We start from the raw sequence: 20,138 nt of genomic DNA, 5'->3' as shown, positions 1-20,138 counted from the left end.
ATCACGGGATTCGCCCGCCGCCACCTCAGTCGGCGTACCGCGGATGCACCAGCGTGGACGGCGGGAGACCCCCCGTGACGCGGGTACGGGAGGCCGCGCGCGCGTCCGCGGCCAGGGCCGCCGGGGTGAGGGTGCGAAGGTGCGGGCCGTGCGGCGGCAGGCCCAGGGGTACGCCCGTACGGGAGGCCAGGATGAATCCCCAGTCGCCCGGGGCCTTCGACGCGCCGCCCGCCGTGCGGTCGGGCCCCGCCGCGAAGCCGGAGTCCCGGCCGCCGACGCGGTAGGGGGTGGTGAGCAGACCCGCCGCCCGGATCGTGCTGTCCACGGTCCAGAAGACGCGGGGACGGGAGGCGACCGGGCCCGCGTGCACCGCCAGCCGGCCGTCGGGGGCGAGGACGCGGCGCGCGAGGCCGTAGAACTCCTGCGAGTACAGCTTGGTGCTGGCGGTGATGCCGGGGTCGGGGAGGTCCGAGATGACGACGTCGTACGTCGAGGGGGCGTCGCGCAGCCAGCTGAAGGCGTCCGAGGTCATGATGTGTACACGCGCGTCGTCGTACACATGAGTGTTCAGAGCGGTCAGCGCGGGGTCGCTGCGCGCCAACCGCACCACCCCGCCGTCGAGTTCGACCACGTCGACACTGCGCACCCCCCGGTAGCGCAGTACTTCGCGCGCCGCGAGGCCGTCGCCGCCGCCGAGGATGAGCACGCGCGCGTGCGGGCCGTTCATCGCGGGGTGCACGAGCGCCTCGTGGTAGCGGTCCTCGTCACGGCCGCTGACCCGGAGGCGGCCGTCGAGGAAGAGATGGAGCGGGCGGCCGTGGGTGCCGCCGGTGAGGACGACCTCCTGAACCCCCGTCTGGAGCGCGACCCGTACGCCCGCCCCGTACACCGCGTGCCGCGCGGCCCGTTCGAAGTCGTCGACCAACACGGCGGCGGAGGCGAGGAGTCCGAGGACGACGAGGTTGGCGACGAGCAGGAACCAGCGCGCTCGGCAGGTCAAGTCCTTGCGGAACAGGCCGAGTACGAGGGCCCCGCCGACCACCGCGTTCACCGCTCCGGTGAGCAGCGCGCCCGTCAGCTGGCCGAGCAGCGGCAGCAGCAGGAAGGGGAAGGCGAGGCCGCCCACCAGCGCGCCCACGTAGTCCGCTGCGAACAGGTCCGCCACCGCTCCACCCGGGTCCTGGCGGCGGATGCGCTGTATCAGCTCCATCAGGAGCGGGACTTCGGCGCCGATGAGCAGGCCGATGGTGAGGGAGAAGGCCACCAGCAGGTAGCGGGATCCGTTCGCCCAGGGGCCGCCCCAGTCGCCCGTCCACGCGAACACCGCGTACAGCGCCATCGCGCTGCAGCCGCCGACGAGCGCCAGCGCCGCCTCGACCGCGCCGAAGCCGGCCGCGGCGCGCGGGCGCAGCCGCTTCGCGGCGAGGGAGCCGATGCCCATGGCGAAGACCATGACGGAGAGCACGACGGAGGCCTGGGTGACCGAGTCGCCGATCAAGTACGAGGCGAGGGCGACGAGTTCGAGTTCGTACACGAGTCCACACGCCGCGCAGACGAATACGCCGGCGAGGACGAGGAACCGCCCGAAGCCCGGGCGGACGGGCAGCCGCGCCTGACCCTGGACGCCCCAGGGCGGCAGCGGCGCGCCGGGGGGAGCGGGCGCGTGCGGTTCGATCACGCAGCGAACGCTACGTCACGCTGGCGCTACGCCTCGTCACCCACACGTGTGGAAACCGTTGCCCTCCGGGGCACCCCGGGTCGAGGCGGACGCCCCTGGAGCTCCGCCTCAGACCCCGGTTGTGGTGAGCGTCCCGGGGCTCCGCCCCCGTCCCAGCCAAGCGCCCCTGGACCCCCATCGGCCTCAACGGCCTCGTCCTCAAACGCCGGGCGGACCGAGAACATCACCCCCTGCTGTCACCCGCACCCCACCCTCGTCCGCGTCGCCACCAACTGGCCGTCCTGGGGGTACGCGTGCCACGTGCGCCAGTGGACCTGGCCCTCGTGGCGTTGGGCCAGCAGCGCGGTGAAGGCGTGGGGGCTGCCGGGGAAGACGCCAGCCAGGCCGTTGGGGTGGTCGGAGACCAGGGCCAGCAACTCCTGGGCGCGGCCCGCGAAGGAACCGGGCGAGAGCACCTCGACCCGGGCCGCGAACTCGTACTCCCAGTCGCCGACCCGCTTCGCCACGCCGAGCGGCAGGGGCGTGCTGCTGCCGGCGATGCACGCGACGGTCTCCGAACAACTGCCCTGCTCCTCCTCCAGAAGCACCTGGTGGGACGCGCCGAGGAGTCTCAACTGAAGCTTCGCCCCAGCGAGTTCGAGATCGAGCGTGGCGAGGGCCGGCAGCGGCTCGCGGCCCAGGGTCCAGGCGAGATCGGCCGCGCGCGTGTCGGTGTACGAGGTTTTCAGGGTCGTGAGCATGGGTCGGCTCCGCTAGCACGCAAAAGGGAGTGGGGTTCCGGCGCACCCGGTCGGCACCGGGGGAACGGCCCGGTCAGCCCGGTCGGAAGGACGTCCGAAGGAAAGACCCGAAGGACCTGACGGACCTGAAGGGCCCGAAGGAAAGATCCGGGGAAAGACCGATGGACGTCCTTAGGCCTGTCGGCCCGGGCTGCCTTGGTGATTGAGAGGGAATCATGAACTGTGGCGCCACCACAGCCTTTTTACCCAACTTCGTAGGGTTTCCATCCCCCCGAGGGCTCCACAGCTCAACTGTTCAACTACGGCGTGCGCCAGGCGCGCAGAAGTACCCGCCGGCAGCCCTGGGTTCGGGCCGGTCCGACGGGCACTTCTCCGTGCTCCGGATGCGCTTCCCTCACTGGGAGCTCAGCTGCCCCGTGTCAGCTGCCTCCGCCGCATCCGCCCCCGCCGCCACAGGAGGACCCGCCTCCGCAGGACGAGCCTCCGCCGCACGACGAGTGACCGCCGCACGAGTGGCCCCCGTGGTGCCCTGACGAGCCGGTGTCGCCCGCCCCGCCGACCCACCAGCTGCCGCTGCCGCTGTTCGACGAGGAGCCGCGGTGCGAGCGGCGACTCCCCTTCGCCGGCGTGACCCTCGCCTGACTCCGGTCGGTGGCCATGAAGACCACGACGAGCACGACGCAGACGACCGCCAGGATGATGCCGATGATCATGGCGTCACCCTCCTTTCGTTCCCCCGTTTGCAGCCCCCCGTGGGCCGTGCCAGGGGAATGCCCCCGCGTCTCACGGCCCAAAGCAGAGTTGAGGAAGTCCAGAGCTTGGGCGCAGGATGACCGGCATGACCTCCAGCGCACGCCCCTTCCTCAACCGCCGGCTCGCCGAGTTCGGGACGACGATCTTCGCGGAGATGTCGGCCCTCGCGCTGAGCACCGGCTCGATCAACCTCGGCCAGGGCTTCCCCGACACCGACGGTCCCGAGGAGATCCGGGAGGCGGCCGTGCGGGCGCTGCGGGACGGGCGCGGCAACCAGTACCCGCCGGGGCCGGGCATCCCTGAGCTGCGCACCGCGATCGCCGCGCACCAGGCGCGCCGGTACGGGCTGTCGTACGACCCCGACACCGAGGTCCTGGTCACGGCGGGCGCCACGGAGGCCATCGCCGCCACCCTGCTCGCCCTGCTCGAACCGGGCGACGAGGTCATCGCCTTCGAGCCGTACTACGACTCGTACGCGGCCTCCATCGCGATGGCGGGCGGCACCCGCGTTCCGGTCACGCTGCGCCCGCACGAGGGCACCCGCGACGGAGTCGCACATCGACGCTTCCGCCTCGACCTCGACGAGCTGCGCGACGCCGTCACCGACCGGACCCGGCTGCTGCTCATCAACACCCCGCACAACCCCACCGGCACCGTGCTCACCCGCGAGGAGCTCTCCGAGATCGCGAAGCTCGCCGTCGAGCGGGATCTGCTGGTGGTCACGGACGAGGTGTACGAGCATCTCGTCTTCGACGAAGCCGAGCACCTGCCGCTGGCCACGCTCCCGGGGATGCGCGAGCGGACGGTCACCATCGGCAGCGCGGGCAAGACGTTCTCGTTCACCGGCTGGAAGGTGGGCTGGGTGACCGCGCCGCCCGCCCTCGTCACGGCCGTACGGTCGGCGAAGCAGTTTCTGACCTATGTGTCGTCGGGGCCGTTCCAGTACGCCGTGGCCGAGGCGCTCGCGCTGCCCGACACGTACTTCGAGGCGTTCCGTGCCGACATGCTGACCAAGCGGGACGTGCTGGCGGCGGGGCTCACGGAGGCGGGGTTCGAGGTCTTCCGCCCGCAGGGCACGTACTTCATCACCACCGACATCCGGCCGCTCGGCGAGTCCGACGGCTTCGCCTTCTGCCGTGCGCTGCCGGAGCGCGCGGGCGTCGTCGCCATCCCGAACGCCGTCTTCTACGACCACCGGGAGGCCGGCGCGCCCTTCGTGCGGTTCGCGTTCTGCAAGCAGACGGAGGTGCTGCGGGAGGCGGCGAAGCGGCTCAAGGCGGCCTGGTAGCTCCGCCGCCTTGAGCCGCGAGGTCCTGGGGACGCGGTGTCACTAACACTGCACGCGCCGTCCGTACGGACGGCGCGCCGGGGCCGGGTGAACCGCACCCGCACGGACGCACAAAGCTCGCAAATACCCCTTCGGGAACGCAGAGTTCGGGTGTGACCCACCCGAGTACCCTCGCTCGCCCCGCCCTCACGGAGCCCGCGGACGGCGCCCGTCCGTCCCGCGCCGCGCGCAGCCTGCCGACCGCCGTGGTGACCGCGCTGGGGCTGTTCGCCGCCGCACGTCTCATCGGCGTCCTCGTGCTCGCCGCGACCGCGTGGGCCACCGGCGGGCACCCGCTCTTCCTGCTCGCGCGGTCCTGGGACTCGATCTGGTACCTCGGGATCGCCGCACACGGCTACGGCCGCACGCTGTACTTCGAGCCCACGGTCGTCCACAGCGACCTGGCGTTCTTCCCGCTGTACCCGGCGCTGGTGCGCGCGGTCATCGTGCTGACCCCGCTGAACGCGGGCACGGCGGGCCTGCTGGTCGCCTGGCTCTCGGCCGCGGCCGCCGCCTGCGGGGTGTACGTGATCGGGGCCCGGCTGCACGGCCGCGCGGTCGGCACCACCCTGGTCCTGCTCTGGGGCCTGCTCCCGCACTCGGTGGTGCTGTCGATGGCGTACACCGAGTCCGTCCTGACCGCCTTCGCCGCCTGGTCGCTGTACGCGGTGCTCAGCGAGCGCTGGCTGTGGGCGGGCACCCTGGCCGCCCTCGCGGGTCTGGCCCGGCCGAACGGGGTCGCGGTGGCGGCGGCGGTCCTCGCGGCGGCGGCGTACGAGGTCTGGCGGCGGCGCGGCCGAAAAGTTCCCCACAGGCTGTGGACAGGTGCCGCGCTCGCGCCGCTCGGCTGGGGCGGCTTCGTGCTGTGGGTCGGGCACCGCAGGGGCGATCCGCTCGGCGGGTACTTCGAGGTGCAGCGGCTGTGGGGCTCGCGCTTCGACCTCGGCGCGGGCTCGCTCCGCTTCGTCAAGCATCTGCTGCTGCACGGGGACCGCTTCGTGTTCCCGGTGACGCTGGTGATCGTCGCGGCGGCCGTCCTGCTGTACGCACTGTTGATCGCCGATCGCGCACCGCTGTCGCTGCTCGTCTACAGCGGCGTGCTGCTGCTGATCGCGCTCGGCGGCTCCGGTTTCTTCGAGTCGAAGCCGCGCTTCCTGCTGCCGGCCTTCCCGCTGCTGCTGCCGCTGGCGCGGGCGCTGGCGCGGACGGCGAGAGCCCGGCCCTGGCACGCGACCTTGGTGGTCGGCGCCCTGGCCGGGCTCTCGTTCGCATACGGCGCGTATCTGGTGGTGCTCGCACACACGCCGCTGTGAGTCCCTGAGGATTACTCCTCGTCGTCCTCGGGCTTCTCCGCTTCGTTGATCTCCTGCTCCAGGCCGAGCTGCTCGACGAGCCACTTGTCGAACTCGATCGCGGCCCGCACCCAGCTGACCGTCGACGAGACGAAGTGCTCCAGGCTGACGCCGGTGCCGATCAGCATCTGCGCCTCGCCGATCAGGCGGACGGTGCCGTCGTCGTGGGTGTGGCTGTACACCTTGGGCCACAGCGTGCGGCGGTTCCAGTCGTCGATGGACTCCAGCAGCGCGGGCTTCTCGTCGATCTGGTGCGGCCGGTCGTAGAACGTCCGCACCGAGAAGACCTGCTGGTCACCCTCGCCGCGGAACATGAAGTACGTACGGAACTGCTCCCACGGCGCCGCGAGGTCACCCTCGTCGTCGACGACGTACTTGAGCTCCATCTGGTCCAGGAGCTGCTTCACGAGGTCCTGATCCGGGACGACGGGGCCCGCGGGGCCGCTGGGCTGCGGCTCGGGCTGGCCCCCGAAGTTCGGAATCGAGGACGGGTCGATGCTCACCGTGTATTTCCCTTCGTACGGATCCTGCCATCCTCCCCCATCCGGGGCGGGGGGTGCCAACCCCTGACGGGGCCTGTCGGGCGAGGCTGGCAAGATCCGGTCATGGCGGGTGGTCACGGTGAGCGACGCCCCGTTGCCACGCGCCGATGTCGCCGCCCGGCTGAAGGACTCGTAACCGGGCGTTACAGGGTCTTGCCGGTCGCCGGGCCCACGATCAGCCCGCCCGCCCGTCGCCCACCGCCACCCTCAACCGAGTCGCTTCGCGACGCTCCTTCAGATTCGAAGGCGTCCACCCGGACCGTGTCGCCGTCCTTGACCTCGCCCGCGAGGATCTCCTTGGCGAGGCGGTCGCCGATGGCGGTCTGGACGAGGCGGCGCAGCGGCCGGGCACCGTACGCCGGGTCGTTGCCCTCGTCGGCGAGCCAGGCCAGGGCCGCGTCGGTGACCTCCAGGGTCAGCCGGCGCTCGGCCAGGCGCTTGGCGAGGCGGTCGATCTGGAGCCTGGCGATGCGCCGCAGCTCGTCCTTGTCGAGGGCCGAGAAGACCACCAGGTCGTCGAGCCGGTTGAGGAACTCCGGCTTGAAAGACGCCCGTACGACCTCCAGCACCTGCTGCTTCTTCTCCTCCTCGGAGGTGAGCGGCTCGACCAAGAACTGGCTGCCCAGGTTCGAGGTGAGGACCAGGATGGTGTTGCGGAAGTCGACCGTCCGCCCCTGACCGTCCGTCAGGCGCCCGTCGTCCAGCACCTGGAGCAGGATGTCGAAGACCTCCGGGTGCGCCTTCTCGACCTCGTCCAGCAGGACCACGGAGTACGGCCTCCTGCGCACCGCCTCGGTGAGCTGGCCGCCCTCCTCGTAGCCGATGTATCCGGGCGGGGCGCCGACCAGCCGGGCGACGGTGTGCTTCTCGCCGTACTCGCTCATGTCGATGCGGACCATGGCCCGCTCGTCGTCGAAGAGGAAGTCGGCGAGCGCCTTGGCGAGTTCGGTCTTGCCGACGCCGGTCGGGCCGAGGAAGAGGAAGGAGCCGGTCGGGCGGTCCGGGTCGGCGATGCCGGCGCGGGTGCGGCGCACGGCGTCCGACACGGCCTGTACGGCCTCGGTCTGGCCGATGAGCCGACGGCCCAACTCCTCCTCCATGCGCAGGAGTTTCTGGGTCTCGCCCTCCAGGAGGCGTCCGGCGGGAATGCCGGTCCAGGAGCCCACGACATCGGCGATGTCGTCGGGGCCGACCTCTTCCTTCACCATGGTGTCCTTGGCGGCTTCCTCCTCCGCCTCGGAGGCGGCCTCCAAGTCCCGCTCCAGGGTCGGGATCTCGCCGTACAGCAGCTTGGAGGCGGTGTCGAAGTCGCCGTCGCGCTGGGCACGTTCGGCCTGGCCGCGCAGTTCGTCGAGCTTCTCCTTCAGCTCACCGACGCGGTTGAGGGACTGCTTCTCCTTCTCCCAGCGGGCGGTCAGGCCCCGCAGCTCCTCCTCCTTGTCGGCGAGGTCGCGGCGCAGCTTCTCCAGCCGCTCCTTGCTGGCGGGGTCGGTCTCCTTGCTGAGCGCCAGCTCCTCCATCCTCAACCGGTCGACGGCGCGCTGGAGTTCGTCGATCTCGACGGGGGACGAGTCGATCTCCATGCGGAGGCGGGAGGCCGCCTCGTCGACGAGGTCGATGGCCTTGTCGGGCAGGAAGCGGGAGGTGATGTAGCGGTCGGAGAGCGTCGCGGCCGCGACGAGCGCGCTGTCCGCGATCTGCACCTTGTGGTGGGCCTCGTACCGGCCCTTGAGCCCGCGCAGGATGGCGATGGTGTCCTCGACGGTGGGCTCGGCGACCAGCACCTGCTGGAAGCGCCGCTCCAGCGCCGCGTCCTTCTCGATCCGCTCGCGGTACTCATCGAGGGTGGTGGCGCCGACCATGCGCAGCTCACCGCGGGCGAGCATGGGCTTCAGCATGTTCCCGGCGTCCATGGCGGAGTCGCCGCCCGCGCCGGCTCCCACAACGGTGTGCAGCTCGTCGATGAAGGTGATGATCTGGCCGTCGGAGTCCTTGATCTCGGCGAGGACGGTCTTCAGCCGCTCCTCGAACTCACCGCGGTACTTCGCGCCCGCGACCATGGCGCCGAGGTCGAGCGCGACGAGCCGCTTGTCCTTGAGGGACTCGGGCACATCACCCTTGACGATCCGCTGGGCGAGTCCCTCGACGACGGCGGTCTTGCCGACGCCGGGCTCACCGATGAGGACGGGGTTGTTCTTCGTGCGGCGGGACAGGACCTGGACGACCCGCCGGATCTCCTGGTCCCGGCCGATGACCGGGTCGAGCTTGCCGTCGCGCGCGGCGGCGGTGAAGTCGGTACCGAACTTTTCGAGCGCCTTGTACTGGCCCTCGGGATCCGGGGTCGTCACCCGGCGCCCTCCCCTGGTCTTCTGGAACGCCTCAAGGAGCTTCTTCGCGTTCGCCCCCTGCCGGGAGAGTACGTCGCCGGTCTGGCCGCCCTTCGCGGCGATGCCGATGAGCAGGTGCTCGGTGGAAAGGTACTCGTCGCCGAGCTCCTTCGCGCGCTCGGCGGCGTCCGCGATGACGGCGAGCAGCTCACGGTTGGGCTGCGGCGGCGCGACGGTGGACCCGGTCACGCTGGGCAGGCTCGCGAGGACCCGCTCGGTCCCGGCGCGGACGGAGGCCTGGTCGGCGTCGACGGCGGCCAGCAGATCAATGATGTTCTCGTTGTCCTGCCCCTCGAGCAGCGCGAGGAGCAGATGCGCGGGGGTCAGATCCGGGTGCCCCTCGGACACGGCCCGGTTGGTGGCCGCGTTGATCGCATCCCGGCTCCTGTTGGTCAGCTCGGCGTCCACGGTCGCGTTCTCCTCCTTGCGTCAGCGAGTTTGCCCATGCTGAGTGTGCCAACGAGCACAAAGTTGAGTCTATTCCACTCAAGGATGCGGAGGGAAGTAGAGACATGGAGGAGCCAGGGGGAAGTAGATTTCGCCCATGGCTTCGTATCCGGTGGACCCGCGGCGGCCCGACGCCGCCTACCTCAGTTTCTGGCGCGAGCGGCACCTGTGCACGCTGTCGACACTCCGGCCCGACGGGAGCCCGCACGTGGTGCCGGTCGGGGTGACCTATGACCCCGAGGCGGGCCTGGCGCGGGTGATCACCAACAAGTCCAGCGCGAAGGTGGGGCATGTCCTGGCGGCCGCCGCTTCTGGGGACGGCGCGCGGGTCGCGGTCTGCCAGGTGGACGGCCGCCGCTGGGCGACGCTGGAGGGGCGGGCGACGGTGTCCGTCGACCCGGCACGCATAGCGGAGGCGGAGCGGCGGTACGCGGAGCGGTACGGGCGGGTGCCCTCGCCGAACCCGTCCCGGGTGGTCATCGAGATCGAGCTGACCTCAGCGATGGGGCGCGGCTGATTTCGGCCTCTGTCGGTATGGGCCGATACCAGGAGGTTTCACGTAAAACTGCAGCGGCGTCACCGTGTTCAGGTCACGGTGACGCCGCTGCGGGGGGAAGTACCTGCGCGATCTACTACGACGGGGGAATCGCGTCAGGCACTGCGGGGGGTGGCTGCAATGGTCTGTACGTCCGGGGCTTCCGGCCCGGCCAGCTGGTGGTCACGCTGGTCGAGGTTCACAAAGATCATTCCGTATCGAATGGCGCACCGCACCGGCTGCGGCGCCCCCCGAGGCCGCCGCAGACACCGGTACGCCCGGATGTCGTCGTCATCGTCCCTGGCGACCACCACCGGCTCCCCGAACACGGTCACCATCAGCGAGTCACCGCTGTGGGGGATGGCGGTGGCCAGGTCGATGAAGTGCCAGCCGGAGCGGTAGGCGGTGGCCATTTCGCGGCGGAAGGAGCGGTCGTCGGGTGGCGTAGTCATCGGTCAGCCCCAAGTGCTGTCGTCTGCGCCGGCTGGAGATCCCACACCCCAGGTGCTGTCACTCACCTGTGCGGCGGATGCCACCGACGGTCCCCAGGTACTGTCCGCCTTATCGTCACCCTTCGTACCGGCAAGGCCACTCAGCGCTGCAAAGGCCACGACGGCGGAGAAGGCGGCGACAAGCATCGAGCGAAGCATTCTCTTACGCATAGTCGGCTTCGTCCTCACTTGAAGGTCTCCTCTTCCCCCGTCGAATACGACGATGGCTCATTCGGGCACGTCATGGCCACACAATCGATGCATCATGTTCCTGCACGTTCAGGACCCTGGGGGGTGGAGATTTGGCAACAAATGGGACTAAGGCGACACATCCCCACGCGGTGACCGAGCTGTGTGACGAGGGCGCCCGTCTTTATGCGAACGCTCTCCGCACGGGACGCGTCGCGCGTGCGGACGTGGAGGCGGCTCCCTGCTTGATGGAGTTCGCCCTTCTTCATCCCGATCCTGACGACGTGAACTGGCTGCGCCCGGTACCCCCCTCGGTCGCCCTCGCCCAGCGACTCAACCCCATAGAAAGCGAAATCACAGAGCGCAGGCGGATGTCGATCGAACTTGCCGATGCTTTCGAGCCGTTCATGGCCATCAGCGCCCAGGTGACATCAAGCACTCACTCGATCACGGTGCTGGAAGGCTTCGACCGGATCAACGCGGCGCTCGACGTGGCCACGGCACAGTGTCGGAACGAGATGCTCACGGTTCAGCCGAGCGGCCGTCGGCTTGAGCACACCCTCGTCCAAGGGCTGGAACGCGACAGGCCGTTGACCGAACGAGGGGTGAGCATCCGAACCCTCTATCAGCACACAGCCCGGTACAGCCCCGAGACACAGGCCTATGTGGACCAGTTCTCCAACGGCAAGGTGGAGTACCGCACCATCGACGAACTCGTCGAGCGGCTGATCATCTGCGACGAGACCGTCGCGTTCATTCCCACCCGCGATGACCGGCAGGTCGCCCTGGAACTGCGGCACCCCGGCCTCGTCCGCTACCTGATCAAGGTCTTCGAGTTCATGTGGGGCCGCGCGGTCCCACTGAACGCCGGCGCCCCCTACGAAACGGCCCCCGACGGCATCACGGACATCCAGCACTCCATCGCCAAGCTCCTCGTGGAGGGCCACGTCGACGAGGCCATAGCCCGCCGCCTCGGCATGAACGTCCGTACCTGCCGCGCCCACATAGCCAAGCTGGCCACCGCGCTCGGCAGCGGCAGCCGGGCCCAACTCGGCTACCTCATCGCCGAGTCGGGGATCCTGAAGCAGGAGGGAGCCGCGGAGTGACCACGGCGCACCGGGAGCACGGCGTGGAGGACCTCTGCGAGACGGGTTCGGCCCTGTACGAGCGGGCGTTGCGCGAGGGCAGGGTCCAGCGGGATGCTGTTGGATCGGCGCCCTGCCTGACGGGCTTCGGCCTGCTCCAGCCGGACGTGGAGGACGCGCACTGGCTGCGTCCCGTCGCCCCTTCGGTAGCTCTTCCCCGACTGCTCAGAACCATCGAAGAGGACATCGCCCACCAGCGCCGACGCGAGACGAAACTCGCCGACACCTTCGAGCCGTTCATCACGCTCGACGCCCAGATCGTCCCCGGCGCCGACCCCCTCGCGATCTCGTTGCTGGAGGGAATGGCGCAGATCAACGCGCGCATCACCGACCTCATGGCCGAGTGCAGCCAGGAACTGCTCGTCATCCAGCCCGGGAGACGACCCCCCTCCAGCATGGGGAATTTCGTTGTGCGGGACCAGAGCCTCCTCGACCGAGGAGGGCGCATGCGCACGCTCTACCAGCACACCCAACGCCACTCCCTCGCGGTGCTCGGCCGCTACGAGCAGCTGGTCGGCGATGTCGAGGCGCGCACCCTGGACGAGCTCACCCGACGGCTCCTCGTGCTCGACCGAACGGTGGCGCTCATCCCCGCGAACGCCGACCGCACCATGGCCCTGGAGATACGCCATCCGGCTCTGGTCGACTACTTGGTCGCCGCCTTCGAACAGCTCTGGCAGCTCGCCACCCCCATGTACCCCCAAGCGACCCCCCAGCCCTCCCTGAACGGCATCACGACCCGCCAGCGCGCCATCGCCGCCCTGCTCATCGAAGGCCACACCGACGCCGCCATAGCCGACCGCCTAGGCATGAACGTCCGCACCGCCCGAGTCCACATAGCCAAACTCGCCGCCACCCTCGGCAGCGAGAGCCGGGCCCAACTCGGCTATCTCATAGGCCAGTCGGGGATTCTTGACCAGGGATGACCACCTGCTGGAGCTCGGGCGAGCGAGGCGGTCCGTCCAGCCCCGCCTGGGCGATGCGCACGCCCAACTGGGTGCGGCTGGCAGCTCCCAAGGTCTCCGAGAGGCGGGCGATGTGCGCCCGGCACGTACGGACGCTGATCCCGAGCCGCTCCGCGACCACCGCGTCCTGGTGGCCCTCCGCCAGCAGGGCGGCGATCGAGCGCTCGCGGTGGGTGATGCCCTCGATGCCCGTCGAAGGGAGCGGTGAGGTCAGCGGGATCGCCAGCCGCCACAGCCGCTCGAAGACGGTGACCAGGTAGTCCACCAGCGCCGGGTGGCGCAGCTCCAGCGCGATGGTGCGGTCCGGGTTCGCGGGGATGAAGGCGACCCTGCGGTCGAAGAGGATCAGGCGCTCCACGACCTCGTCGAGCGTGCGGGCCTCCGCCGCGTCGCCCATCAGCTCCATGTAGTTGAGCAGGCCCTGGCCGTGCCGGGCCACATGCGTGTACAGGTCGCGCATGCGCACGCCGCGGCGGCGCATCTCCAGCGCCCGGTGCAGGCCCTCGGAGAGTTCGTCCTCACGGCGGATGCCGCCGGGCTGCACGGTCAGGACCTCGTTCGTGCACTCCTCGGTCGCCTTGTCCATGGCGGCCCGGATCCGCGGCAGTCCGTCGAGGACGCGGATCGCCACGCCCTCGGCCGGCGCCTGGATGCGCCCGCCGAGCCCCGCGTACCACTCGAACGCGGACACCGCGTCGCCCACGCGCGCCTGGCTCGCGCTGACCTCCTCGTACACCCCCTGCAGCAGCCGTGTCATGACCTCCTGCGGCGAGGTCGGCACCAGCCACCCCATGTCGTCGGGGTCGGGGTGCAGCAGCGCCAACTCCAGCAGACAGGGCACCGGTTCGGCGTCCTCGCGGGGCACGCGGCCGCGCCGCACGGCCCGGGAGTACACCCGGTCGCCGGCCTCGCACAGTCGGTCAGCGCCGTGCGGATGCCTGTCCGTCCCGTGCCCGGCCATCTCCCACCCCTGGCTCCAGCCCTTGGCGTAAGCCCGCGTTCCAGCGTCTTTCGCGACGCACCTGCCTAGGTCCTGTCGTCAGACTCCCGTCGTCCGCCCGGAGGGCGGGCCCCGCGGTGTCTGGTGCGTGCTCTCGGCGTGCCGGGTGCAGGCCCTCGTACGGGATGTACTTGGGTCTGTGCCCGGTGCGGCGAGCGTGCGTGCCAGGCGTCGCGGGGCAGGCGGGAGTCTGACGACAGGGCCCAGCCGCGTTCCAGCGTCTTCCGCAGCGCAACTATGCGCGGACGCGTCCGGCATCGCAACACGGCTGCCCCGCCCGCGCGCCCCTTTTCGCCCGCCTTTGTGGGGAGAAATCCCCACCTCCGCCCCGCCCCTTGCAACAAGATGACGGTGGCCGTGCCCCGGCGCCCGGTGTCTCGTGGAACCGGTTCCCCCGCGCGCGACGGCGCTCCGCGCGGCCCTGGTCGATCACCCACCTTTTCCGGCCAGGGCCCGGCATCCACAAAACACCGCGTGAGCTGCCGGAAATCGTCGAGTGATCGGCGTGTTACGTACCGCACTTAACGTCAGGTCATGGCGGACATATTTGACGCGTACGCGTTGGCCGATGCGTGGGACGAGATGTTTGAGCGGCCGGGTGAGGTCAGGACCGCCTATGAGCCGGTGCTGGCGGCGCTGCAGCCGATCGAACCGGGTGAACTGCGGTTCAGGGCCGATCAGATGGCGCGGGCCTTCACCGACCGGGGTGTGACCTACGCCTTCGCGGGTGAGGAACGGCCCTGGCCGCTGGATCTCGTGCCGCGCATTCTCGACGCACTCGAATGGGATCTCATACAACGCGGGGTGGCCCAGCGGGTCAGGGCTCTGGAGGCCTATCTCGGCGATGCCTACGGCCCCTGCCGGGCCTTCGAGGACGGGGTGGTGCCATGGCGGCTGCTGCTCAACTCGCCGCACTTCCACAGAGCCGCGCACGGGGTCGAGCCGGCCGGGGGCGTGCGCATCCACGTCGCCGGGATCGACCTCGTACGGGACGAGGCCGGGGACTTCCGGGTCCTCGAGGACAACGTTCGCGTCCCCTCGGGCGTGTCGTACGTCATCGAGAACCGGCGCGCCATGACCCGGATCTTCCCCTCCCTCTTCGCCGAGCAGCACGTGGTGCCGGTGGACGGCTACGCGCAGAAGCTGCTCGCCGCGCTGCGCGCCGCCGCGCCCGACGGGGTCGGCGACCCGCGCGTGGTCGTCCTCACGCCCGGGCCCAGCAACGCCGCGTACTTCGAACACGCCCTGCTGGCCCGGCTGATGGGCGTACAGCTGGTGGAGGGGCACGACCTCGTCTGCCGCGGCAACCGGGTCTGGATGCGGACCACGCGCGGGGAGATGCCGGTCCATGTCGTATACCGGCGGCTCGACGACGACTTCCTGGATCCGCTGCACTTCCGGCCCGACTCGGTGATCGGCTGCCCGGGCATCATGAGTGCCGCGCAGGCGGGCACGGTCACGCTCGCCAACGCCGTCGGCAACGGCATCGCCGACGACAAACTCCTCTACACGTACGTCCCGGACCTCATCCGGTACTACCTCGGCGAGGAACCGATTCTCCCCAACGTGGAGTCCTACCGGCCGGACGAACCGGGCCAGTTGGAGGCCGTGCTCGACCAGATCGGCCAGCTGGTCATCAAGCCGGTCGACGGCGCCGGCGGCCAGGGCATCGTCATCGGGCCCAAGGCCGACCGGGAGACCCTCGACCGCACCCGCGCGGCCGTCGCCGCCGATCCGCGCGGCTGGATCGCCCAGCGGCCGGTCGCCCTGTCCACCTCCCCCACCCTCGCGGGCGAACGCATGGCGCCGCGCCACATTGACCTGCGCCCCTTCGCTGTCAACGACGGCAGCGATGTGTGGGTGCTGCCCGGCGGGCTCACCCGGGTGGCGCTCCAGGAGGGCAACCTCATCGTCAACTCCAGCCAGGGCGGCGGCTCCAAGGACACCTGGGTGCTCGCGGAGGGGCCCGCCGAGCGTCCGCCACGGGAGTTCGACGGCGCGGTGCCCGACGTGGTCCCCCGCCAGCTCGGACCCGACGGCACCCCCACCGTCGTACAGGAAGGGGCACAGCAGCAGTGAACGACGTGATCCTCTCCCGGATAGCCGAAGCCCTGATCTGGACCGGGCGGTATGTGGAGCGCGCCGACGCCACGGGCCGCATCCTCGACGCCTACCTCCACCGCCTCCTCGAGGACCCCTGGCGCGACGAGGACGTCGCCTGCCGCTCGCTCTACGCGATCCTCGGCGTCGACGCGGGCGACGAACGCGTCGACATGCAGCAGGTGCTGGACCAGCTCGCCTTCGACGCGCGCTCCACCTGCTCCATCGAGGGCGCGCTCGGCGCGGCCCGCCTCAACGCGCGCAGCGCCCGCGAGGCCGTCTCCTCCGAGATGTGGGAGTGCCTGAACTCCACCTGGCACGCCCTCGCCGACCAGCGCCTCGCCGCGCGCCGCACGGGCCCGTACGCCTATCTGGAGCTCGTACGCCGCCGGGCCGCCCTCTTCTTCGGGCTCGCCGACTCGACGATGAGCCGGGACGACAGCTGGCGTTTCGTGGTGCTGGGCAGGAGCCTGGAGCGCGTGGACATGACCGTACGACTGCTGTCCGTACGGGTGTTGGACGCGGCGCACGCGCCCGACTGGCCGACGCTGCTCAGCGCGAGCGGAGCGGATGAGGCGTATGCCCGCGTTTACGGCGGTTTCGGGGACACTCCGCGGGTGGCCGAATTCCTCCTCCTGGACCGGGACTTCCCGCGCTCTGCGCTGCACGCGCTGACGACGGCGGAGGAGTGTCTGTCGGCGCTCGGCCGCCCGCGCCAGGACCCGGCGCGCCGCCCGATAGGCCGTATGCGCACCCGCCTCGAATATCTCGACCTTGCGACCTTGGAGGATCAACTGCCGTTCCTCCTCCGGGACTTGCAGCAGGCGTGCAGGGCGTCCGCCGAGGCGGTGGCGGAAAAGTTCTTCCCGTACCAGGGGCCCGTCGAGTGGGCCCAGGAAGGAGCGTGAGCGAGATGAGCACTCCCGTGACACCCGTGACCCGCCGTCTCCGGATCCGGCACACCACCCGCGTCGCGTACGCGCAAGCCGCCGTCTCCTCGCACAACGAGGTCCGTATGACGCCGCTGACGCTCCCCGGGCAGACCACCCTGGACGCGCGGGTGACGGTGAACCCGTCCACCGCCACCTGGTCGTACTGGGACTACTGGGGCACCCAGGTGACCGGCTTCGACCTGATGGAACCGCACGCGGATCTGACCATCACGGCGTCCAGCCTGGTGGAGACGGCACCGCCGGGCCCGCTGACGCCCGCCCCCACCTGGGCGGAGGTGGCCGAGGCGACGGCGACGTCCCGTCTGCTGGAGTACGCGGCACCGACCAGCCGTACGACGGTGTCGCCGGAGCTGGTGGAGCGGGCGCGGGCGCTGGCGACGGGCCTCGACCCCCATGACACGGCGGTCGCGGTCTCCTCCATGGTCACCGACCAGGTCCGCTACCTCCCCGGCGCCACCGGCGTGAACACCAGCGCCATGGAGGCCTGGGAGCAGGGCGCGGGCGTCTGCCAGGACATCACCCACCTCACCGCGGCCCTCCTGCGCGGCCTCGGCCTGCCCACCCGCTATGTCTCCGGCTACCTCCACCCGGAACGCGAGGCCGAACTCCACCGCCCCGTCGCCGGGCAGAGCCACGCCTGGATCGAGTACTGGGCGGGCGACTGGACCGGCTACGACCCCACCAACAGCACCCGAGCCGACGAGTCCCACGTCGTGGTCGGCCGAGGCCGCGACTACGACGACGTGACCCCGCACAAGGGGGTGTACCGGGGGGTGGCCGGGGGGCCGCCGGAGGTGACGGTGGAGTTCACGCGGGTGGCGTGAACTCCACCGCCCTCCCGGCATTGACCATCCGTTGATCCGGGGTGCCCGGATCGGCCGCTTCTGGGCTGCGAGGAGAGCGTGCATCTCCATGGAATCTCCGCGACTCACACAAGCCTGACGCATGCGTGCATGCACGCATGCGTCAGGAATCAAGCTCCCTGGGCCCGTAGATCGCGTGGTCGGCGCCGGTGGCGAGTGCCCAGTAGCGGTCGCCGTAGGACCAGTGCCACCACTCGGTGGGGTAGTTGACCAGTCCGGCGGCGGTCAGCGCGTCGCCTAGCAGCTGACGGTTGGCTCGTGCGCGCGGGCTGATGCCGTCCGCGGCCGTGTAGCAGGCGCCGTCGCTCTCCTCCGGGTTGGCGTTCACCCGCGTACCCATGTCCAGTTCGCTGTCGTCGGCGTCGACGAGGGTGAGGTCGACGGCGGCACCGGCGCTGTGCGGGGCGATCTCGGGAGGGGACACGTACCGGCTCGCGGCGTCGCGGAGGCGCTCGGGGTCCCAGTCGGGGTTGTCGGCGCGCAGCTCGTCGGCGTACCGCTCGAAGTAGAACCGCTGCAAGGCGGGTGGCCGGTACCCCTCGACGAACAACAGCCGTACCCCGGCCGGCAGCAGGGACCCGGCCTCCACGAGCCTGCTCAGGACCCCTTCCCGCAGATGCGCGAAGGCCCCTGAGTCGTCCTGCCTCCGGTCGTCGACGGGAAACGGCTCGCCGCTCCGCACGTCGAGCAGCGGCTCGCCGCACTCCACGACGGGTATCGCGGCGATCCTCGGATCTGACATCAACACGATCTCGGCCATGAGCCGATCATGCCGCAAGGCCCCTCACCGGCGCGGCCGGATCAGCTCCGCTTGGGGCCGTCTCCCAAGCGGAGAGCCGCGCCCTGCGTTCAGCCCGCGACCCAGCTCCTGAGCAGCGCCTCACGGGCCACGCGCCACGGTGTCGCGCCGCCGCCGTCGGCGCGGCCCCACTCCAGCAGGCGTGCCACGTCCGCCGTACCGTCCACGAACCGTTCGAGCAGCTCCAGCGACAGCTCGTACTCGGACTGGACATAGCCCCCGACGGCGGCCGAGTGCACGGTCAGTTCGGCCTTCTCCTCGTCCGTGCGGACGTGGACCTCGAAGGCGGGCGGGGCCTCGCCGCCGCCTATCGCCAGGTCGAGGACCGTGTCCGCGACGCTGTGCACCAGCCAGCGGGTGCTCGAACGCACCTGGGCGTACTGCACGCTGACGGCGCGCACGTCCGCCCAGGCCCAGAACCCCTTCTGGTCCGTGCCCACGGCCTCGATCCCCTCGGGAGTGAGCCGCACGCCGCGCCCGTACCCTTCGGGCTCGGCACCCACGTACACGCTCTCCTCGGTGATCCAGAACAGGCCGATCATGGCCACGGGGCGCCTCCAGCAAGACGACGGCGGTACGCCGTGCGGTACGCCGTTCGATACGACGTGCGGTCACCCTGTGAGACACCGGCGGACCGCGAACGGTTCAGCGAGTGCCCTACTTGAGGCCGAGCGAGTTGCACGCCGCCTTGTAGCTGGCCGTGCAGATCTGCTGGACGGTGTAGATGCTGTCCTGGAGCACCGTGTCCTTGATGTTGTCCTTCTTGAGCGCGACAACAGGCACGAGCTGAGCCGGAATGTCCCTGTTCGTGGGGCTGTCGACCTTGTCGCGGGTGAGGGCGTCGAACTCGATCGAGCGGCCCTGGACCTTCGCCACGGCCATCTCGGCAGCCGCGGTGGCCTCCTGCGGGTACGACTTGTAGACGCTCATGTACTGGTCGCCCTTGAGGATGCGCTGCACCGCGTCGAGCTCGGCGTCCTGGCCGGTGACCGGCGGGACCTTGCTGACGCCCGCGGTCTTCAGGGTGTCGATGACGGCGCCCGCGAGGCCGTCGTTGGCGGAGTAGACACCGGCGATGTTGTCGAGGCCGACGGCCGCGATGGCCTTCTCCATGTTGGCCTTGGCGTTGACCGGGTTCCAGTCCTTGGTGTCGTACGTCTTGGCGATGACGACCTTGTCCTTGAGCTCGGACATCGCGCCCGCCTTGAACTGCGCCGCGTTCGGGTCGGTGGTGGCGCCGTTCATCATGATGATCTTCTTCGTGGCCGAGGAGCTGCCCAGCGCCTGGACGAGCTCCTTGCCCTGGACCTCGCCGACGAGTTCGTTGTCGAAGGAGATGTACGCGTCGATCGGACCCTGGGCGAGCCGGTCGTAGGCGATGACGGGGATGCCCGCGTTCTTCGCCTTCTGAACGCCGCTCGCGATGGCCTTGGAGTCCACCGCGTCCACGAGGATGACGTCGACCTTGTCGGCCACCATCTGCTGGAGCTGGCTGTTCTGCTTGGCCGCGTCCTGCTCCGCGTTGGCGTAGACGACCGTGCCCTTGTCACTGGTGAGCTTCTCGACCTGCTCCTTGATGATGGGGTAGTCGAACTTCTCGTAACGGGTGTTCTCCTTCTCCGGGAGGAGCAGGCCCACCTTGATGTCGTCGCCCTTCGTGGGACTGGCCTTGGTGTCGCTGCCACCAAGCCCGTCCACGACGCCGCAGCCGGCGAGAGTGACGGCCATGGCGGACGAGGCCAGGGATATGACGGTGCGACGCAGACGGGTGTTACGAGTGTTCACATCAGGTGCCTTCCGGGCGAGGTTGCAGCTTTGCGACCCAGGTGCGTGAAAGCCAACGCGCGGATCACCGCAGCGTCAAGGAGTAAC

Annotated in this window: 18 protein-coding genes; 8 read left to right on the top strand and 10 right to left on the bottom strand. The window is 70.2% G+C overall.

The window, feature by feature from the left end; all coding sequences use genetic code 11:
- Positions 1 to 25 precede the first annotated feature (25 nt).
- The 3 genes from ACFY0T_RS08955 to ACFY0T_RS08945 all read right to left on the bottom strand — a co-directional run bounded on the left by ACFY0T_RS08955 (position 26) and on the right by ACFY0T_RS08945 (position 3,131).
- A complete protein-coding gene (locus ACFY0T_RS08955; protein ID WP_388866256.1) occupies positions 26 to 1,678 on the bottom strand; it encodes a polyamine aminopropyltransferase in 1,653 nt (550 codons plus the stop codon).
- A 236-nt stretch (positions 1,679 to 1,914) separates the two neighbouring features.
- The gene (locus tag ACFY0T_RS08950) at positions 1,915 to 2,418 is read right to left on the bottom strand and encodes a DUF2617 family protein (protein ID WP_388866253.1); all 504 of its coding nucleotides are present in this window, start codon (positions 2,416 to 2,418) and stop codon (positions 1,915 to 1,917) included.
- 419 nt (positions 2,419 to 2,837) lie between these two features.
- Positions 2,838 to 3,131 (bottom strand): hypothetical protein, encoded by a 294-nt coding sequence (locus ACFY0T_RS08945; RefSeq protein WP_388866250.1) that lies wholly within the window; start codon positions 3,129 to 3,131, stop codon positions 2,838 to 2,840.
- Positions 3,132 to 3,247: 116 nt separating this feature from the next.
- Here ACFY0T_RS08945 and ACFY0T_RS08940 point away from each other — a divergent pair, with 116 nt between their 5' ends.
- Both ACFY0T_RS08940 and ACFY0T_RS08935 read left to right on the top strand, forming a co-directional pair.
- Positions 3,248 to 4,459, top strand: a complete 1,212-nt coding sequence (locus ACFY0T_RS08940) for a pyridoxal phosphate-dependent aminotransferase (protein WP_388866248.1) — start codon at positions 3,248 to 3,250, stop codon at positions 4,457 to 4,459.
- Positions 4,460 to 4,611: 152 nt separating this feature from the next.
- Positions 4,612 to 5,811 (top strand): hypothetical protein, encoded by a 1,200-nt coding sequence (locus ACFY0T_RS08935; protein WP_388866245.1) that lies wholly within the window; start codon positions 4,612 to 4,614, stop codon positions 5,809 to 5,811.
- Positions 5,812 to 5,822: 11 nt separating this feature from the next.
- Here the strand turns inward: ACFY0T_RS08935 and ACFY0T_RS08930 are convergent, their stop codons facing one another.
- Together ACFY0T_RS08930 and clpB are read right to left on the bottom strand one after the other, a co-directional pair.
- Entirely contained in the window at positions 5,823 to 6,353 is a 531-nt protein-coding gene (locus ACFY0T_RS08930) for a YbjN domain-containing protein (RefSeq protein WP_388866242.1), read from the bottom strand.
- A gap of 182 nt (positions 6,354 to 6,535) precedes the next feature.
- On the bottom strand, positions 6,536 to 9,187 hold the full coding sequence (gene clpB / locus ACFY0T_RS08925) for an ATP-dependent chaperone ClpB (RefSeq protein ID WP_388866240.1): 2,652 nt from the start codon (positions 9,185 to 9,187) through the stop codon (positions 6,536 to 6,538).
- A 136-nt stretch (positions 9,188 to 9,323) separates the two neighbouring features.
- Between clpB and ACFY0T_RS08920 the strand changes: the two genes are divergently transcribed.
- On the top strand, positions 9,324 to 9,743 hold the full coding sequence (locus ACFY0T_RS08920; protein ID WP_388866237.1) for a pyridoxamine 5'-phosphate oxidase family protein: 420 nt from the start codon (positions 9,324 to 9,326) through the stop codon (positions 9,741 to 9,743).
- Between the two features lie 134 nt (positions 9,744 to 9,877).
- On the opposite strand, the gene ACFY0T_RS08915 is transcribed toward ACFY0T_RS08920, so the two are convergent.
- Entirely contained in the window at positions 9,878 to 10,213 is a 336-nt protein-coding gene (locus tag ACFY0T_RS08915) for a hypothetical protein (protein ID WP_388866234.1), read from the bottom strand.
- A 341-nt stretch (positions 10,214 to 10,554) separates the two neighbouring features.
- Here ACFY0T_RS08915 and ACFY0T_RS08910 point away from each other — a divergent pair, with 341 nt between their 5' ends.
- Both ACFY0T_RS08910 and ACFY0T_RS08905 read left to right on the top strand, forming a co-directional pair.
- Positions 10,555 to 11,547, top strand: coding sequence for a helix-turn-helix transcriptional regulator (locus ACFY0T_RS08910; RefSeq protein ID WP_388866231.1), 993 nt, complete (start codon positions 10,555 to 10,557; stop codon positions 11,545 to 11,547).
- Positions 11,544 to 12,512: a LuxR C-terminal-related transcriptional regulator gene (locus ACFY0T_RS08905; protein WP_388866228.1), complete on the top strand. Its 969-nt coding sequence runs from the start codon at positions 11,544 to 11,546 to the stop codon at positions 12,510 to 12,512. The genes ACFY0T_RS08910 and ACFY0T_RS08905 overlap by 4 nt, the downstream gene beginning before the upstream one ends.
- Here ACFY0T_RS08905 and ACFY0T_RS08900 read toward each other — a convergent pair.
- On the bottom strand, positions 12,478 to 13,512 hold the full coding sequence (locus tag ACFY0T_RS08900) for a LuxR C-terminal-related transcriptional regulator (RefSeq protein ID WP_388866225.1): 1,035 nt from the start codon (positions 13,510 to 13,512) through the stop codon (positions 12,478 to 12,480). The genes ACFY0T_RS08905 and ACFY0T_RS08900 overlap by 35 nt on opposite strands.
- Before the next feature lie 573 nt (positions 13,513 to 14,085).
- Here ACFY0T_RS08900 and ACFY0T_RS08895 point away from each other — a divergent pair.
- The 3 genes from ACFY0T_RS08895 to ACFY0T_RS08885 are packed head-to-tail and all read left to right on the top strand — an operon-like array spanning position 14,086 to position 17,428.
- Positions 14,086 to 15,630: a circularly permuted type 2 ATP-grasp protein gene (locus tag ACFY0T_RS08895; RefSeq protein ID WP_388866222.1), complete on the top strand. Its 1,545-nt coding sequence runs from the start codon at positions 14,086 to 14,088 to the stop codon at positions 15,628 to 15,630.
- Positions 15,627 to 16,559 (top strand): alpha-E domain-containing protein, encoded by a 933-nt coding sequence (locus ACFY0T_RS08890; protein WP_388866219.1) that lies wholly within the window; start codon positions 15,627 to 15,629, stop codon positions 16,557 to 16,559. The genes ACFY0T_RS08895 and ACFY0T_RS08890 overlap by 4 nt, the downstream gene beginning before the upstream one ends.
- A 5-nt stretch (positions 16,560 to 16,564) precedes the next feature.
- Entirely contained in the window at positions 16,565 to 17,428 is an 864-nt protein-coding gene (locus tag ACFY0T_RS08885; RefSeq protein WP_388866216.1) for a transglutaminase domain-containing protein, read from the top strand.
- A gap of 142 nt (positions 17,429 to 17,570) precedes the next feature.
- Here the strand turns inward: ACFY0T_RS08885 and ACFY0T_RS08880 are convergent, their stop codons facing one another.
- The 3 genes from ACFY0T_RS08880 to ACFY0T_RS08870 all read right to left on the bottom strand — a co-directional run bounded on the left by ACFY0T_RS08880 (position 17,571) and on the right by ACFY0T_RS08870 (position 20,051).
- The gene (locus ACFY0T_RS08880) at positions 17,571 to 18,227 is read right to left on the bottom strand and encodes a M15 family metallopeptidase (protein WP_388866213.1); all 657 of its coding nucleotides are present in this window, start codon (positions 18,225 to 18,227) and stop codon (positions 17,571 to 17,573) included.
- 89 nt (positions 18,228 to 18,316) lie between these two features.
- The gene (locus tag ACFY0T_RS08875; protein ID WP_388867027.1) at positions 18,317 to 18,808 is read right to left on the bottom strand and encodes a hypothetical protein; all 492 of its coding nucleotides are present in this window, start codon (positions 18,806 to 18,808) and stop codon (positions 18,317 to 18,319) included.
- A gap of 115 nt (positions 18,809 to 18,923) precedes the next feature.
- On the bottom strand, positions 18,924 to 20,051 hold the full coding sequence (locus tag ACFY0T_RS08870) for a sugar ABC transporter substrate-binding protein (protein ID WP_388866211.1): 1,128 nt from the start codon (positions 20,049 to 20,051) through the stop codon (positions 18,924 to 18,926).
- Between the last annotated feature and the right edge of the window lie 87 nt (positions 20,052 to 20,138).

This window comes from Streptomyces sp. NPDC001530, assembly GCF_042894545.1.
In the GTDB taxonomy this organism is placed as follows: Bacteria; Actinomycetota; Actinomycetes; order Streptomycetales; family Streptomycetaceae; genus Streptomyces.
The sequence above is the reverse complement of the archived record's forward strand: the minus strand, read 5'-3'. Positions and strand labels throughout refer to the sequence as shown.